Origin of the sequence: Chryseobacterium aquifrigidense, assembly GCF_006716485.1 — a bacterium.
In the GTDB taxonomy this organism is placed as follows: domain Bacteria; phylum Bacteroidota; class Bacteroidia; order Flavobacteriales; family Weeksellaceae; genus Chryseobacterium; species Chryseobacterium vietnamense.
On sequence record NZ_VFPD01000001.1, the window covers coordinates 3,359,276 to 3,372,392 of the forward strand.

Annotated in this window: 16 protein-coding genes; 9 read left to right on the forward strand and 7 right to left on the reverse strand. The window is 35.4% G+C overall.

Translation table 11 applies throughout. The features are described 5' to 3' along the window. The first annotated feature begins 8 nt into the window (after positions 1 to 8). Together FB551_RS15035 and FB551_RS15040 are read left to right on the forward strand one after the other, a co-directional pair. The gene (locus tag FB551_RS15035; RefSeq protein ID WP_142018027.1) at positions 9 to 764 is read left to right on the forward strand and encodes a glycosyltransferase family 2 protein; all 756 of its coding nucleotides are present in this window, start codon (positions 9 to 11) and stop codon (positions 762 to 764) included. Continuing rightward, the gene (locus FB551_RS15040; protein ID WP_142018028.1) at positions 764 to 1,390 is read left to right on the forward strand and encodes a deoxyuridine 5'-triphosphate nucleotidohydrolase; all 627 of its coding nucleotides are present in this window, start codon (positions 764 to 766) and stop codon (positions 1,388 to 1,390) included. The genes FB551_RS15035 and FB551_RS15040 overlap by 1 nt, the downstream gene beginning before the upstream one ends. Here the strand turns inward: FB551_RS15040 and FB551_RS15045 are convergent. From FB551_RS15045 to FB551_RS23710, 6 genes are all read right to left on the reverse strand, one after another. Further along, a complete protein-coding gene (locus FB551_RS15045; protein WP_142018029.1) occupies positions 1,382 to 2,620 on the reverse strand; it encodes a 3-deoxy-D-manno-octulosonic acid transferase in 1,239 nt (412 codons plus the stop codon). The two genes, FB551_RS15040 and FB551_RS15045, sit on opposite strands and share 9 nt — an antisense overlap. 4 nt (positions 2,621 to 2,624) lie before the next feature. Further along, positions 2,625 to 2,969 (reverse strand): cupin domain-containing protein, encoded by a 345-nt coding sequence (locus FB551_RS15050; protein ID WP_047435575.1) that lies wholly within the window; start codon positions 2,967 to 2,969, stop codon positions 2,625 to 2,627. Further along, on the reverse strand, positions 2,966 to 3,433 hold the full coding sequence (locus FB551_RS15055) for a DUF1648 domain-containing protein (protein WP_142018030.1): 468 nt from the start codon (positions 3,431 to 3,433) through the stop codon (positions 2,966 to 2,968). The genes FB551_RS15050 and FB551_RS15055 overlap by 4 nt, the downstream gene beginning before the upstream one ends. Positions 3,434 to 3,455: 22 nt before the next feature. Continuing rightward, a complete protein-coding gene (locus FB551_RS15060; protein WP_047435579.1) occupies positions 3,456 to 4,172 on the reverse strand; it encodes a C40 family peptidase in 717 nt (238 codons plus the stop codon). An 83-nt stretch (positions 4,173 to 4,255) separates the two neighbouring features. Beyond that, positions 4,256 to 4,903, reverse strand: coding sequence for an O-methyltransferase (locus FB551_RS15065; RefSeq protein ID WP_142018031.1), 648 nt, complete (start codon positions 4,901 to 4,903; stop codon positions 4,256 to 4,258). Between the two features lie 129 nt (positions 4,904 to 5,032). Further along, positions 5,033 to 5,188 carry a CCPGW family putative bacteriocin gene (locus tag FB551_RS23710; protein WP_445343317.1) on the reverse strand — a complete coding sequence of 52 codons (156 nt, stop codon included), beginning with the start codon at positions 5,186 to 5,188 and terminating at the stop codon, positions 5,033 to 5,035. Between the two features lie 782 nt (positions 5,189 to 5,970). Here FB551_RS23710 and FB551_RS15070 point away from each other — a divergent pair. Genes FB551_RS15070 through FB551_RS15080 form a run of 3 tightly spaced genes read left to right on the forward strand, consistent with a single transcriptional unit; the run spans position 5,971 to position 8,153 of the window. Then, positions 5,971 to 6,564, forward strand: a complete 594-nt coding sequence (locus FB551_RS15070) for a hypothetical protein (RefSeq protein ID WP_142018032.1) — start codon at positions 5,971 to 5,973, stop codon at positions 6,562 to 6,564. Between the two features lie 52 nt (positions 6,565 to 6,616). Next, a complete protein-coding gene (locus tag FB551_RS15075; protein WP_142018033.1) occupies positions 6,617 to 7,189 on the forward strand; it encodes a hypothetical protein in 573 nt (190 codons plus the stop codon). After that, positions 7,152 to 8,153 carry an HTTM domain-containing protein gene (locus FB551_RS15080; RefSeq protein ID WP_226798702.1) on the forward strand — a complete coding sequence of 334 codons (1,002 nt, stop codon included), beginning with the start codon at positions 7,152 to 7,154 and terminating at the stop codon, positions 8,151 to 8,153. The genes FB551_RS15075 and FB551_RS15080 overlap by 38 nt, the downstream gene beginning before the upstream one ends. A 55-nt stretch (positions 8,154 to 8,208) precedes the next feature. Here the strand turns inward: FB551_RS15080 and FB551_RS15085 are convergent, their stop codons facing one another. Further along, positions 8,209 to 9,042 carry an OmpA family protein gene (locus FB551_RS15085; RefSeq protein WP_047435593.1) on the reverse strand — a complete coding sequence of 278 codons (834 nt, stop codon included), beginning with the start codon at positions 9,040 to 9,042 and terminating at the stop codon, positions 8,209 to 8,211. Between the two features lie 87 nt (positions 9,043 to 9,129). Here FB551_RS15085 and tilS point away from each other — a divergent pair, with 87 nt between their 5' ends. The 4 genes from tilS to FB551_RS15110 form a co-directional block, all read left to right on the forward strand. Then, positions 9,130 to 10,482: a tRNA lysidine(34) synthetase TilS gene (gene tilS, locus FB551_RS15090; RefSeq protein WP_142018034.1), complete on the forward strand. Its 1,353-nt coding sequence runs from the start codon at positions 9,130 to 9,132 to the stop codon at positions 10,480 to 10,482. Continuing rightward, positions 10,455 to 11,015: an RNA polymerase sigma factor gene (locus FB551_RS15095; protein WP_047435599.1), complete on the forward strand. Its 561-nt coding sequence runs from the start codon at positions 10,455 to 10,457 to the stop codon at positions 11,013 to 11,015. Before tilS ends, FB551_RS15095 begins: the two co-directional genes overlap by 28 nt. 98 nt (positions 11,016 to 11,113) lie before the next feature. Further along, complete coding sequence (locus FB551_RS15100; protein ID WP_167497859.1) at positions 11,114 to 12,055, forward strand: redoxin domain-containing protein; 942 nt, start codon at positions 11,114 to 11,116, stop codon at positions 12,053 to 12,055. A gap of 331 nt (positions 12,056 to 12,386) precedes the next feature. Next, the coding region (locus tag FB551_RS15110) for a protein-disulfide reductase DsbD domain-containing protein (protein ID WP_262711503.1) at positions 12,387 to 13,117 on the forward strand (731 nt) is incomplete at its 3' end.

The following is a 13,117-nucleotide window of genomic DNA, read 5'->3' on the forward strand; positions in this document are numbered from 1 at the left end:
AAACACAAATGAAAGATCTTGTCTCCATCATTACTCCCTGTTATAATTCTGCAGAATTTATCGAGGAAACCATACAGTCTGTTCTTAACCAAACCTATGAAAACTGGGAATGGCTGATTACAGATGACCTTTCCAAAGATAATACTGTTGAGATCATCAGAAAATATAATGATCCGAGAATAAAACTGCAGGTGCTGGAGAAAAACGGTGGTGCAGGAAACGCAAGAAATAACAGCCTGGAAAGAGCTCAGGGAAGATATATCGCTTTTCTGGATTCTGATGACTATTGGTATCCTGAGTATCTGCAAACGATGACAGATTATATGAAGGATCACAGTGCAGAACTTGTTTATTGTAATTATTCAAGATGCGATGAACAGCTTCAGCCTATTCTGAAAGATTTTTTGGCAGACAAAGTGGTTACATTCTCGAATCTGTTGAAAACATGCCGTTTGGCACCGGTTTCTACCATGTATGATACTCAGAGAGTTGGCAAATTTTTGTTCCCTGTAAAAAGCAAACGTGAAGATCATGTCATGTGGCTTAACCTTTTAAAAGTAATTCCGGAAGGGATTCCGGTAAAAAAAACACTGGCAAAATACAGGATGCGTGAAAACAGTGTTTCAAGAAATAAAAAAAATATCATCAAAGATCAATATCTTGTCTATAAAGATTTCATGGGATTCTCAACAGTAAAATCATTGTATTATACTGTCAATTGGGCAATAAACGGATTCCTGAAATATTCGAAAATTTTTAATTAATGGAATATTCAAAAGAGTTCAAAGCTGCTCTGAGTGCTTTTTCCGGAGCGGAAAAGGACAAACTAATTTTCAGACTCCTGAGAAAGGATAAATTATTGTCGAAAAAACTCTATTTTGAACTCATTGATCCGGAAACTACGGATGATAAAAGAGATGCCATGGAAGAACATGTGAAAGAACAGGTTCTTCTCGCTTCAAAATATGTGGGAAATGCCAAATATTTCCTTTCCACTGTTCGAAAAATAAGTGCTGAGATTACAGAGCATGTAAAAATTACCACTGATAAATTCGGTGAGATCTCACTGAATCTTCTTCTTGTCAACAAGATATTGGAAAACAACAGCGACCTTAGCAGACAAAGGTTCGACAATGTTTACAAGCTTTATATTTATATTATCAATAAAGTCTTTAAATCATTAATTCTGGTAAAAAAACTGGACGAAGATTACTGGATGGAAATTGATGAATATCTTCGTGATACTCACAAGAAAATAGCAGAAAACCATTATCTTCAAAAATTATGTACCAATAATGGTCTTGACCTCAACTGGCTGGAATGCGACAGAATTCCAGAAAACATTGATCAGATCATGAAGGAAATGAAAAATCAGGGATATTTACGCTAAGATTTTCTGAAGTATCATTCTGGTAGAATCTGGTTTCCCATCTACAAATTTTCCCGCATTTTCGGAGATTGAAGTAAGTTCTTCTCGGTTATCTTCATTCACGAGAAATAACACAAATTCTGAGGCTGCATACTCGTCCGAGAAAGATTTTCCGCCATTTGCTGAGATAAGGTCGTCAGCTTCCGGATTCTTTTTATAATGATTCCCGAAAATCACCGGAACACCGAACGTAGCGGCTTCCAGAATATTGTGAAGTCCGGCATCATGAAATCCTCCTCCTACAACAGCTACATCCGCATAAGAGTATAGTTTTGATAATAAACCAATACTGTCTATAATCAGAACCTGCGTATCAAAAGTCATCCCTTGAGTATTCTGTATTTCGCTGTACAGTAAAGCATCCTGGAATCTATTTTTCAAATGCTCCACTCGCTTCAGATCATGAGGTGCTATAATAAGTTTTACCGTATTATTTTTACGCGAAACCACTTCTGCTATTTTCTCTTCCGCCTGCCATGAACTTCCGAAAACAACCGCTTTTTTCTCACCAATAAAGTCAGCAATGAACCCTACATGATTATTTCTTTCACGGAGTTGTTTTACTCTGTCAAATCGTGTATCTCCTGTTACGGAAGACTTCAATAATCCAACACTTTTCGCCAAAGCCAATGAAAACTGAGTCTGGTGGAAAAACCAATCTACATTTTTCTGAAGCTGCTTTACAAACCATTTTCCATAGGAAGTAAAGAAAGACTGTCTTTCGTAGAACAACGCCGAAATAACATAAATCTTCGTCCCCCTACTCTTCAGTTCAGCCAGGAGGTTGTACCAATAATCGTATTTAACCGTAAAGAATAGTTCAGCATTAAATTGTTCTGTAAATTCTTTTACAGTCTTTTTATTGTCGAAAGGCAAATAACAGATAACGTCCGCAATATGTTTCTTTTTAACAACATTTTCATACCCTGACGGCGAGAAAAAGGTCACCAGGATCTTGTGTTGTGGAAAGTTCTCTTTCAGTTTCTCCAGAACAGGTAATCCCTGCTCATATTCACCAAGGCTTGCCGCATGCATCCAGATCACTTTATCTGTTTTTGAAAGTACAGACTTTACTATATTTAAAGACTGCCCTCTCCCTTCAACGCCTTTTTTAGTTTTATCATTAATCAACGCAAAAACCTTCATACCGAAGGTAAGAAGACTGATAAATATATTGTATAAAAAAGCCATTTACTTATTCTTTAATTTCAATTCTGTCATGATCCGTGGGAGGATTTGAGATGACTAAAAACTCAATTTCTTCATCTGTTTCATTAGAAATAAAATGCTTTGCTCCGGGTTCAATGGATATAGATTCTCCCTGGCGAACCAAAAATTTTTCTTTATTGATGTATAATACTGCTTCTCCCTTCAGAATATAAAAAAACTGTTCTGCCACTTGATGAAAATGCAGTCTTTCTGAAGTTCCTGCAGGCATTTTCTCCTGCTTTACGGATAAGCCCTGGGTATTTTTAAGGATCCAGCTGTCGCATTGGTTTCCCCACTTATAATGTTCTGAATTATTTTTAGAATGTATCATTTAAACAAATGAGCTATAAAAAGTAATGCCGGAGTAAATAAAACAACTGATAAAAATATGGTGGCCATTGAAATTCTGGGTTTAGCCTTATCATCAACCGCATATCTGAACATATAATCCTGAAGATTCAGAAAAATTATTGCCAGAACAACAAAAAGAATTCTCAGTCCGATTTTCATAATCAAGAACTGAGCATTCATATTCTGATCTGTAATTTCTACCGGGAAATTCGTGTCTTCGGGATGTCTCATACCATATACGAACAGCGCATACAATCCCAAAGCTAATGCTGGCATCAGAAAGGCATACGCCCTCCCTCCAAATCCGTCTGCTTTTCCTTCCATATCAAAATGTACGGGAATTCTCTCTGGCAAAGTGCTATAGTTTTTCAGGGTAAATCCCCATAAGAAAGCGACCCATCCAAAATTTAAAATATCAAAAATTGCAAAAAGAATATTTTCCATTTCAGATGAGATTGAATTAAGGTTAGATTACACTTTTCAGCACTCTCAGTTTATGAGTATGCTTATTCATTTCTTTATTAAAAATTCCCGTGGAATCCAGCGTATCAATTCTTACTTTTCCGGATGCATGGATGATCTTTTGATTTTCCAGCATAATTCCTACATGGATAATTTTTCCTTCTGCATTTTCAAAGAACGCAAGATCGCCAGGCTGTGTTTCTTCTACGAAAGTAAGCGGTTCTCCCACCTCAGCCTGCTGTGAAGCGTCTCTGGGTATTTTTATATTGTGAATTTTATAAACCAATTGGGTAAATCCGGAGCAGTCTACCGCAAAAAAACTTTTCCCTCCCCACAGATATGGTACGTTCAGGAATTCTTTTGCTGTAAGAGCGATACTTTCACGCACATCATGGCTTCTTCTTGAAGCTACCACCGGGAATTCCACTTCTGAACCCATAGAGAGTAAAGTTTTCCCATCGTTCATTAATACGGAAGAAAAATCTTCGGTAACGACAGTCACTTTTCTTTTGGCCAGCTCTTCGTCTGTCACAGGTTTCAGCTGTTTGGTATCCATCCATCCTTCATAGCCATCATAATGCATCTTTATTCTGGTCCAGTTTTTATCTACTTCCAAAATATCTGCACTTTCCCCAAACAATATTTCCGTAACAATTTCAGCTCTGTCAGAATTTTCTGCACGAACCGGCGCTACTGTAACAATACAAACTCCTTTATTCATTAATTTTCAATTTAAAGATTGAATAATTTAAAGATTACAATATAATGTATACTTCTTTAAATGTTTAATCCTTGAATATTTAGTTACTTTCTGCGTAGAAAGTTGACTCCATCACGCAAAGGTAAAATAAGATTTTCAAAATCTTCGTCTTTTGCTGCCAAATCATTCAATTCCTGGATAGACTGGGTAGATTTCAGCTTCGGATTTTCTTCCAGCACTTTTCCATACCACAATACATTATCAAAAAGAATCACCGTTCCTGACTTTGTATGGGGTTTAATCAGTCTGAAATAGTCAGCATAATTTTCTTTATCAGCATCTACAAAAATCAGATCAAAAAATTCATCTGTTTCTTTTAAATATTCCTTGGCATCCTGAAGTTTAAAATCAATCTGACTGGCATATTCACTAGACTCAAAATATTTTTTAGGAAGATAGGCAAGATCCTCATTCACATCCAGTGTTGTAATTTTTCCGTCTTTTGCCAGTCCTGATGCAAGACATAAAGTAGCATATCCGGTAAATGTTCCTATTTCAAGAATGTTTTTCGGCTGCAGCATCTGGGAAATAATCGTCAAAAGTCTTCCCTGCTGATATCCGGAAATCATGTGAGGCTGTGTTGTTTTCTGATACGTCTCTCTTCGCAGCTTTTTCAGAATTTCGGATTCCGAAGAAGCATGTGCCTCCAAATATCTGTCCATTTCAGGATTCTTTTCTTCAAAAAAACTCATACCATTTTAATTTAAACAAATTTAAGGATTTTAAAGCTAGTTTTTAAATTCAACAAGAAGATACAAAAAAAGAGAGAAATTAATCCCTCTCTTTTTCTTAGCCAGATCTAAATTGTATGTAAAAAGCCATTATATGGCTATACAATATTGTCTTATACCAGCACAAACCCATCCCGGGCAACACTGTGTTTGTGGGCTGGTACAAAATATCTGTGGATTACACCCGTTAATAGCACCTTGTACAGTTTTCATTTCTCCTCTTGAAAGTTTTTTCAAATTTTTCATAATGATTTTAGTTTAGTATTAATTTCCTACTCTTTAGATTTTCGGATACCTCTTTATGTATTTCCTTTATCAGGGACTTAAATATACATATTCTTTTATTAATCAACTAATTATATACCTAAAAATTGTTTGTCGAGCGTATAAAAATCTACACATCAGTGAAAACCCCATATAAAATACCGGGAAAACACGGATGTTATTTTTGTGGTATTAGCTTTAAGTTTGCAGTAAGAATAAGGGGTAAAAACACTAAGAGAAAACATGATGATTGCAGGAGAGACACAAACTAACCATGAGAATCACACAAAAGTTGTACTGAAAAGTAGAACTGATTCTTCTGCAGCAAAAAGTAAGACAGAAATATCCACTTCATTTTTGCAACGAATTATTTCGCTCCTGAAAAAGGAAGAATTAATTTGATTAAGAATAGATCCCGGCCACCTTCGGGATTTATTTTTTTTACACTATGGGATCTCATTTCCATTTTCCCAACATTCATTCTACAGCACTTACCAAGTTCATTCTAAAAATCTTTTATCAGGGCCATGTTTTAAGTTTATCCAATCAGCTTAAAATCTCTTTGAATAAAGGCTGCTTTTCAAAAATTCTGATTAACATTCCTTCTTTAAAAGTCAAAATCCTCATAAAAAACAGGAAAAACACCCGTATGTAATTTCCTGCATGCCTCTACCTTTGAGATAAGTTTTCCAACCATGAAACATTCAAATCAAGGAGGAACCCGAAAATCCTAAAAAGAGTAGGGATATTTTAAAAGCAGCCACATGAAAACAAAGACTTTATTATTAATCGGAGCAATAGTGGGACTTGTTATGATATTTTCCCAGCTAAAACCTCAGGAGATGTCTTTTTACAAAGAAAAAGGCAATTACATTGTAGACAATAATTACATTCTGAAAGATGTTAAAAAAATTTCAGATGAAGACATGAAAAGTTTGTTAAGCCTTCAGAAACTTCATCAGAACAGTTTGGGTACCAATTTTATTATATACAAAATCAACAGACAGTATGTAATCCGCGGATGTTTAATGAAAGCTAATATCGACTGGAAAAAATACGGTGATCTGAGAGCAAAAGTAGAAGGAATTCTGAAAAAATATGGAGCTAAAGAATTGGGAACAGATTATTACGCAATTCAAAACAACCAGGTTGCTACCAATGTTGTTTTACTAAGCCAGAAAGACATCGCCTCTTTAGGCAGATTAACCGTTAGAGGAGCAGAAGAATACACCATCTGCCCACCTACTATGGGTAGAAGAAATCTTACCAATGTGATTATAAAATCTTACAAAACCAATACAGCTATTGATCCCAGAATCAATGTAAAACTGAATAACGTATTGGTGAATTACAAATAACCTAAAAAGGCTGTTTTTAGTCCGAAGACAGTCTTTTCTTAATTTATTTGCCATGAAAAAAAAACTTCAGTTATCCGGAATTTTCATTATTCTGCTGGTAGTCTTTACAATTGGTATGAAAGGAACATTTGATGGATATTATGGTTTTTATTATGAAGACAAAAACTATGAAAAACCATTGGCCTATAGTATTGCTGAAGACATTGCCCAGTCAAAGCCTGTCAACATATTTACTTCTTACACTGGTTTTGATACGGGATATGGTTTCTACGCACCGAATGTTGCCAGCGACTTTGTCATGAGTTTTGAATTAAGAGATAAGAATGGAAAGGTTCTGGAACAAAAAACACTTCCCTACTTTAAAAACAAAGAAAGCCGGGTGAGATATACCACTGTCTTCAATATGTTTCTTGATAAAATTTCCACTAAAAATATATACGATAAAAAATATTATCAGTATCTGGATATTATCATCAGACAGATTGCTGCCCATGTGATGGCAGAAAACCCAAACGCGGCCAGCATTACCACAAAACTTTATCTGTACGACTACCCTACTATTGCAGATTTCAAAAAAGGAAAAACGAATGAAAACCTTATCCTTATTGATGAATTCAAATACTAAAGTGATGAAAAAGCTGAATATACTCTACAACAAAATTGAAAACTTCTTTTTCAAACAGGATAATCAAACAGAATTCTTAAGCTTCTTCCGGGTGGCCATAGGAATCGTTATCCTATTACAGTTTACTGCAGTGTTGCCGGATTTTAACAAATTATTTTCAAGCAGCAGTATTATTCCACAGGATATTATGGGTGTTTTCACTCCAGACTGGCTGATTACGTTTTCAAAAATTGTCAGTTTCTTACAAAGCTGCGGAATTGAAGAAAGTACAACGATTCTGATGACCAAAGTCTTATTTATTACATTGTGTACTTGTATTATTACAGGATTTTATGCCAGAATTTCTGCCTTTCTTTTACTTATCCTGCAGATTGCATTGCTCAAGGGAAGTTCTTTCTTTGCTTACGGTGCAGATTTTTTCACGAGCATGTCCTTATTTTATCTGATTATTTTTCCTGCTGATCAGCATTTTTCGCTAAGGAATTTTATTTTCAGCAGAAAACCGGATGATCGTAATTTCACTCCGATCAAAAGATTATTCCAGGTTCATATTTCTATGGCCTATTTCTTTTCCGGACTTGACAAAGCTTTAGGTTTCAACTGGTGGAACGGTGAATCTATATGGAAAGCCATTCATCTTCCCTATTCCAACAGAGACCTGAATATTGATTTCAGCTGGCTGGCAGAACACTCTTATATTGTAAGCCTGATCGGATGGAGCACCATTATCATTGAGATGTGCTACCCGTTCTTTATCTGGTACAAACCTATACAGAAAATATGGCTTTTTCTTACCATCTCTATGCATATAGGAATTGCGCTCGTACTGAATTTATATTATTTTTCAGCCATTATGATCGTCTGGAATATCACCAACTTTTACTTTGAACAGCCCGCTAAAAAGACTGTTTTTTCTTCACAGAAAAAAATATCAACAAAATATATTCCCAAACAGGCCGGTTGATAAAAAAACAAATCCCGAATTGCTTCGGGATTTATGATGATATAGGGTTTAGTCATTATTTCTTAGGAGCGATATCCATCAGTTTCATAAACTCATCAAGTTTAGGCATAATGATGATTTCCGTTCTTCTGTTTTCTGATCTTCCTGAAACGCTCATGTTAGTTGCTTTCGGGTTGTATTCAGAACGTCCGCCGGCAGTAATTCTTGCCGGATCTACTCCAAACTGAGTCTGAAGAACTTTAGCAACAGAAGTACCTCTTAACGCAGAAAGATCCCAGTTGTCTCTCGGAAGATTTGGAGAGTTCAACGGAGCGTTATCCGTGTTACCTTCAATTAATACTGAGTATTTATCGTAGTCGTTGATAACTTTCGCTACTTTACCTAACACTTCCTGAGCTGCAGGTAGAATATTGTAGTCTCCGGTTTTATATAGCATTTTATCTGAAAGAGAGATCATTACAACACCTTTCAGTACTTTCACCTGTACATCTTCATCTGATACATTATCCAAAGATCTCTTCAGCTTATTAGACAATGCAAGGTTCAGACTGTCATTTTTAGCATTACTGGAGATCAATTGCTTGATATAAGAATTGGAAGCATTGATTTCTCCTACCAGTTTATCAATGTTTGCAGAACTTTTTCCAGTATTGGACAGACATGCATCAAGTGATGATTTTAAAGCATCATGCTGGCTTTTCAACAAGTTGTTTTCACCTGCCAATGCAGAGTTTTGAGATTTCAAATCCTGAATTTCTCTCTGTCTTTCTCCAATATTTTCAATACACTGCTTATAGTTTGTGCTCAAAGCATCATACTGCTTTTTGCTGACACATGATGTCATCCCCAGCGCCATTGCAGAAACTGCTAAAATTTTTAAAATCTTCATAAATAATCATTTTTAGACTACTCAAAGTTAGGAAAATTCAATTGAATTATATCGGTTATCTTTGCATAAAAGAAATTCTCAACATCGATGTTGAATAAATTAACCTTTATCAGTCAATTAAAAAATCTTGTTCACGAGCCGGAAAACCACTCCTATCTTTTAGCAGTAAGCGGAGGAGCAGATTCTATGGTTTTAGCCTCATTATTCAGGGATTTCAAGCAGGAAATTCAAGATGCCAGGTTTCAGTTTCAGGTAGCGCATATCAATTATAAACTTCGGGGGAATGATTCGGATATGGATCAGAAAACGGTGCAGGATTTTTGTGAGAAAAATCATATAAAATTTCATCTGTATGAAGTTTCAGCAAAAGATCAGAAACCCGAAAATTCTATCCAGCTTTGGGCAAGAGAGCTTCGGTACGCCTTTTTTAAAGAAATTCAGGAAAAAGAAAAACTGGAATTTCTCGTTACTGCCCATCATCTTAATGATCAGCTGGAAACTTTCATCATTAATCTTTCCAAAGCTGCAGGCATCAATGGATTGAGTGGAATTCCTCCGAATGATAATAAAATCCTTCGTCCCCTTTTAAGTGTTTCAAAAAAAGAAATTTATCAGTTTGCTGAGCAGCATACTATTGAATTCCGGGAAGATCTTTCTAATAAAAAGAGTGATTATCTGAGGAATAAGATCAGGAATGAGATTGTTCCGATGCTGATGGAAACCAACGATCATTTTCTGGAAAATTTCAGAAAGAGTTCTTTATATCTTAATCAGACTAAGGATTTTGTTCATGAACAAATTCAGGAGATAGAAAAACGCCTTACCCTATTTAACCAAAACTATAAAATCTTATCAAAGGAAAAGCTGGATCTGGAAAGTGATTTCGTAAAATTTGAAATTTTAAAGAAATACGGATTTAATCAGGAGGAAGAAATCCCCAAAATTTTTAAAGCAGAAAACAACAGTTCTTTTTTTTCAAAAGATTATCAGCTGATCGTCAATCGTGATGAACTGATCTTTATTGATAAAAGTGGAAAAAAGGAAACTCCGGAAGAAATATTACTGATTGACCACTTTGATTTTTCCGAAAACCAGATCAGCATCGATCTCGTAGATGATCTTGAAAACATTGTTGAAATCAATAAAGAATTTGAATGGGACTTCGATGCTGAAAAGCTCCAGTTCCCTCTTCTTTTGAGAAAACAACAGGATGGAGATGAATTTTATCCAACAGGATTTTCAGGGAAAAAGAAAGTTTCTAAATTTTTTAGGGACGAAAAATTATCTGCCTTGGTCAGGGAAAATATCTGGTTATTATGTGACTTTGGAAACCATATTCTGGGCGTCATCCCTCTCAGACAGGATCGCAGGTATCAGGCAGACAGGACAACTCAAAAAAAGATAACTGTAACGTGGACAGAAAAACAACTAATTCGTTAGCTGTTGATGATTTTAAGAAAGACAGCAATATAGCTTTTGGAATTTTATACCAACAGTATTTTGGTTATACTCAAAAATTCATTCTCAGGAATAAAGGGAATCTGCAAGATGCAGAAGATATTTTCCAGGATGCCCTGCTCATTCTGTATGAAAAACTGAATGCCGATGAGTTTAAAGTTCAAACCTGTCTGGGAAACTACATTATCGGAATTGTTAAAAATCTGTGGTTAAAAAAATTAAGAAACAGAAATTTTTATATAGAGTCTCCCGAAATCTATTTCATAGAACATCAGCAGGAAATAAGTGCTGCCATTGAAGATGAAAGATATTATTGGGAAAAGCTGGCGGGTTATATCAAGTCTATTTCTTCACACTGCCAGAATCTGATCCATGACATTTTTATTGAAAATAAAAGTATTGAGGAAATCCAGAACAAGTATCAGTATTCAAGCAGGCATAATGCTCAGAATCAAAAATACAAATGTGTAGAACAGATCAAAAAGATAAAAAACAACAGTGTTTTTTCTACCTGACAATCAAGTTATTAAAAAAAAGTAATTTAATGATGGGTGATTTTTTTATGGATCAGGGAACCTAATAAGAAAAGAAATATATGTTTAAAAAAATCATTTTGAGTTTTCTTATAGCAATAGGAATTTCATTGAATGCACAAAGCACAGGTATCAGTTTTCAAAAAATTGATTTAGAGGCGGCGAAAAAAATAGCGGCAAAAGAGAATAAACTGATCTTCATTGACCTGTTCACCACATGGTGCGGCCCATGCAAGCTCATGGCAAAAAACACCTTCACAGACACCAGAGTTGGAGAGATGTTCAACAAAAATTTTGTAAACCTTGCCATAGACGCAGAAAAAGAAGGTCTGGGACTCGCCAAAGAGTTTAAAGTGGTCAACTATCCTTCCTTTTTATTCCTGGATCCGAATGGAAAGCTAGTTCAATATGATTTCGGATATTATAATGCAGAACAGTTTTTAAGCGTAGGAGCATCTGTTCTGGAAAAAAAAATGCCACAATCCGGCAAAACCTTAGATCAGGTAAAAGGAAAAATGGTAGGAGATAAAATTGATAATTTCAATGCGAAAGATCACTTGGGAAATACATTCTCTTCATCAAAAGAAAACAAAAAACTGGTGGTTGTTTTTATCCGCGGACAATGGTGCCCGTACTGTAACAAATATATTGAAACATTACAGAATCTGTCTCCGGAATTGAAGTCGAAAAATGCAAAACTCGTTATTATTTCTCCCGAAAAACCGGAATTTATAGAGAAGACGATCAGTAAAACAAAGACAGACTATACTGTTTTATATGACGAAGGGTATAAAATTGCAGAAGCTTTTGATGTTCTTTACACTCCTGATAGTGAAACTCTTAATTTTTACAACTCAAAATTAAAGGAGGATTTTGCTGACAGCAGATCAGATCATTCAGGACGACTTCCTGTATCCGCAACATTCATTCTTAATGAAGGTAAAGAAATTACATGGAGACATTTTGATCCCGATTATAAAAAAAGAGCATCAGTAGAAGATATTTTAAAAAATCTGAATTGATTTTTCCAGTTTTTCTATCCTGGTAAAAATTCAAATGATCATACCAAGTTGGCAAAATTGAAAAAATCAATAATCATTTTGAATGCAAAATAAGCAACATATGTATTGTGATTGGAGCATATGATAAAATATTTTACGCATCAGGCTTAAAAAAAGAAAGTTTCTAAATTTTTTAGGGACGAAAAATTATCTATTTTAGCGAGGCAAAAAATCTGTACACAGAGTTATTAGGAATAATGCTGTATTTGGCAGCCTTCCTTTCAGGTAAAACAGAAATTATGCAAAGAATGAGAAAACGAAATGGAGTCTCAAAACTTTAACGAAATGAACAATGAAATTTAGAAATTGGTTTTTATTAATTCTACTATTTTTAGCGACAGGAATTAATGCGCAGATAAAAAATCCTGTAAAGTTTAAATTCACCATCAACGAACTGGGAAACAATCAATACGAAGCGGTATTGAATGCTACCATGGAAAGCGGATGGCACATTTACTCTAAAGATTTACCGGAAGATACCGGAATTCCGACGGAGTATAAAGTGACAGGAAAGAATATTGAGTTGATTGGAAAATTTACCGAAGCCGGTAAAAAACATGAAGAATTTTCTGAAGCATTTGGAGGAACGATTGTATTCTACTCCAATTCTGCCGGATTTAAGCAGAAATTTAAATTAAAAGATCCGACAAAACCCGCAGATATTACTTCTGAAATTACCTATCAGACTTGTGACGACAGAGTTTGTCTGGCTCCCAATACATTAGAGTTCAGCCAAAAAGTTACCCCAAAAGGTGCAACGGAAGAGGCTGCAACTGAGGAAACCACAGGTCCTGTAAAAGACTCTGTAAAAATTACTGAAACGGTTACTGAAAATCCAGCAAAAACAGAAGCTACGATCACAGAAACTTCAAAACTGGATCCGAAGCAGCTGAAAATTGCAACCATTGATTTCAAAAAACCTTTGACAGATTGCGGTACAGCGTCTACCAAAGTGGATGAAAATTACTGGACATATCTATTCCTTGGATTTATCGGAGGGTTAATTGCCTTGCTTACGCCATG

Coding starts and splice junctions, on each gene's coding strand:
- FB551_RS15075 (WP_142018033.1), top strand. CDS start 6,617: ATGAAAAAAAAACTTCAGTTATCCGGAATTTTCATTATTCTGCTGGTA.
- tilS (WP_142018034.1), top strand. CDS start 9,130: ATGTTGAATAAATTAACCTTTATCAGTCAATTAAAAAATCTTGTTCAC.
- FB551_RS15085 (WP_047435593.1), bottom strand. CDS start 9,042: ATGAAGATTTTAAAAATTTTAGCAGTTTCTGCAATGGCGCTGGGGATG.
- FB551_RS15060 (WP_047435579.1), bottom strand. CDS start 4,172: ATGAATAAAGGAGTTTGTATTGTTACAGTAGCGCCGGTTCGTGCAGAA.
- FB551_RS15050 (WP_047435575.1), bottom strand. CDS start 2,969: ATGATACATTCTAAAAATAATTCAGAACATTATAAGTGGGGAAACCAA.
- FB551_RS15080 (WP_226798702.1), top strand. CDS start 7,152: ATGAAAACCTTATCCTTATTGATGAATTCAAATACTAAAGTGATGAAA.
- FB551_RS15065 (WP_142018031.1), bottom strand. CDS start 4,903: ATGAGTTTTTTTGAAGAAAAGAATCCTGAAATGGACAGATATTTGGAG.
- FB551_RS23710 (WP_445343317.1), bottom strand. CDS start 5,188: ATGAAAAATTTGAAAAAACTTTCAAGAGGAGAAATGAAAACTGTACAA.
- FB551_RS15055 (WP_142018030.1), bottom strand. CDS start 3,433: ATGGAAAATATTCTTTTTGCAATTTTTGATATTTTAAATTTTGGATGG.
- FB551_RS15035 (WP_142018027.1), top strand. CDS start 9: ATGAAAGATCTTGTCTCCATCATTACTCCCTGTTATAATTCTGCAGAA.
- FB551_RS15040 (WP_142018028.1), top strand. CDS start 764: ATGGAATATTCAAAAGAGTTCAAAGCTGCTCTGAGTGCTTTTTCCGGA.
- FB551_RS15045 (WP_142018029.1), bottom strand. CDS start 2,620: ATGGCTTTTTTATACAATATATTTATCAGTCTTCTTACCTTCGGTATG.
- FB551_RS15070 (WP_142018032.1), top strand. CDS start 5,971: ATGAAAACAAAGACTTTATTATTAATCGGAGCAATAGTGGGACTTGTT.